2 pseudogenes are annotated in these 2,552 nt (G+C 45.3%); both read left to right on the plus strand.

The annotated features are described in order from the left end of the window. Nucleotides 1-126: 126 nt before the first annotated feature. Nucleotides 127-601 (plus strand): annotated as a pseudogene (locus CAG65_RS22475) (DUF4150 domain-containing protein); the annotation flags it as partial. A 991-nt stretch (nucleotides 602-1,592) separates the two neighbouring features. Beyond that, nucleotides 1,593-2,552, plus strand: a pseudogene (locus CAG65_RS16930) (hypothetical protein); the annotation flags it as partial.

A 2,552-nucleotide genomic window follows, 5' to 3' on the forward strand; every position in this document is an offset into this window, starting at 1 on the left:
TTGCAACACAGATCTTCTAAGTTAGTGCAAAGTCACATTAAAGCATTCTTTTTACCTACTCTTTTGGTGAGATTTATACGTGCTTTATTGTATATCATAACTCCCTGGCTTATTTGGGAGCGTATTATGGGTGTCACCGTTTGTGCAAATGGATTAAGCGTTGTCCATCAAGGCTCTGGAGGAGAGGCGAACGCCACTTTACCGGATGTCTGTTTAACCACCGTCGGTAAACCCGTGGTTCCTATCCCTTATGGCAACAACGCCAAATCTGCCGATCTAGCGGATGGCACAACAACGGTTTCAATGGATGGAGGAAACAGCATTGCCATTAAAGGAAGTAAGTTTTCCAAAAGCACTGGCGATGCAGGAGGCGATAAAAAAGGGGTTGCATCCGGCACTATCGAGTCCGAAGCCGAATTTATTTCCGCCTCTCCAACAGTGAGTATCGAAGGCATAGGAGTCTGCCGGCTGTCTGATCAGATGACCATGAATAAAGCCAATACCATGTGTCTTGGTGGTGTTCAGAATCCGTCCGTCTCTGTGACCGAAGATCAGGAAGGTACCTACACTCTCGACCTCGTTTGTCGATACCCTAATGGGCAACCCTATGCCAACGCACCTTTCGAACTTCGTGAATCTGGCGGTGGTCAAATTGGTTCCGGCGTGCTTAATGCGCGAGGCCTTGGTACGGTGAGCGAGTTACCATTAAAAGAATGCATACTCGTGCTCAAAGAGAGTAGCGACGCTTATAAGGCCAACTCCACGTTATCTAAAAATACGCCAACAGAAACTTACCCCGACACACATAACTTTTGCACTTATGTTGCAGGTCAAAGATCGCCCTTCTGGGAAGATAAAGTCGGCGTCTCCAATGACTGGGGTGTTTTACTGTCTCCCTCATACAGTGACGATGACTTCAAGGCCATGGTGTACGAACAAAGCCGAATTCTCTCTCCTCACGTCGTGAGCAGAAATCACTCCAATGACTTTTCTGCCGCTTTTGTTTCCGCCCTGTTCCATATTCAGGAAGATCGAGAGTCATTGGATAAATACCAACCTTTGTTAGAACTGCTTTTTGAACAGGTTCACCCAAATGGAGATATTTTGCGTATTCTTTATCAGGCCAACCTACTTGAACCGCCGGCAGAATTACTCGCCAAATTACGTTTGCTGGGAACCGGCAACACCATTGAATATCTTCAGCAAGTACTATGGACACAGATAAGCCAACAACTCAGTGGGTACATCAATGATTTGATTGCGGCACTCGATACCCGATTAGATTTCATCCAAACACAGGCTGCCGCACGCTCACTCACCGTTGTTGAAGAGGGGGTACAAGGTTATAGAACCGGTATGAGCTTGATGTCCAGCGCTCTACCAGACATTTTAACCAACATACTGTCTCGAACTAACGAGACACTTTTATCCGTTTCCGCCATGGCATCGGGCAGTATCGTCAACACCACCGGAGAGTCGGGTTTCACCACAAATGCAGGTAAAATTCATGCCGTGGTTTATACCAAAGCCATTAATTTGAACCGCCCTCCATTTATCGTCTTTGAAGACATATTCTCAGATTAAGGTACCTCATGGACGCAGTTTTCCCGATCACGCAAAGAAATGGTGAGCCGTATCATACGCTCAGTGATTTCACCAGACTCTTCGACCAAGTAAAAAGCGGCCGTTATCTCCTCGGTCAAGGCTATGGGTGGCACAGTGGCGTTCATTTGACGTCAAAAATGGTGCCATGGGGAAAAGGGTTAAGACCGATACAAGCGATGCTGGATGGACGAATTGTTGCTTACCGAATACACCCAGACTACCAGACAACAACATATAAAGACCAAAAACTCAGGTACAGCAACAACTTTGTATTACTGGAGCATGAAATAAGCGCTCCTGACCAAAAAGACGAAGAGATCTTTAAGCTTTATTCTCTCTACATGCACTTAGCGCCACCTTCCGATATTGGTGCCAACGCTTCCCTGACAACACGTTATAAGCTCTTAGATGACGGGAGAAATGTCCGTACATTTAAGTTTGATTCCGAACCAAAGAAAAGTAAGCTAGAGCACAAGGTGTCAATGTCAAAGGGCACCGTATTGGAATACTTATATGCCGAAGAGAAAGCGACCAATACATATGCTATCGGCAACGAAATTTATCATATGATCAAATGTAGAATCATTAAACTTGGTGAATCTCCATCATCTGCTGAACGAAAGATGAAAGGAAAAATAGTCTGGTTCGCTTCAGGTAAAAAAAGTAAATTCAATATATTGGAAGACCCTTCAGTGATGGTTCCTGAAGCAGTTTCCGAACCAGAATGGATGTCTGAAAGTGCAGCGAGAAAGCGTGATGGCAGTGTGGTTGCTCTGCCTCTACCCATGCCACCAGTGGATATGGACGCAGGCCATATTAAAGTAAAAGCCGGAGATGAACTGGGCTACATGGGACTACACGAATACAGCAATGACGTGGCGGCAACCAAAAAAGAAGATAATCGTATTCATATTGAGTTGTTTTCCGTAGCCAAACCTCCTACATTT

Origin of the sequence: Vibrio sp. V39_P1S14PM300, assembly GCF_009904765.1 — a bacterium.
Lineage (GTDB): Bacteria > Pseudomonadota > Gammaproteobacteria > Enterobacterales > Vibrionaceae > Vibrio > Vibrio proteolyticus.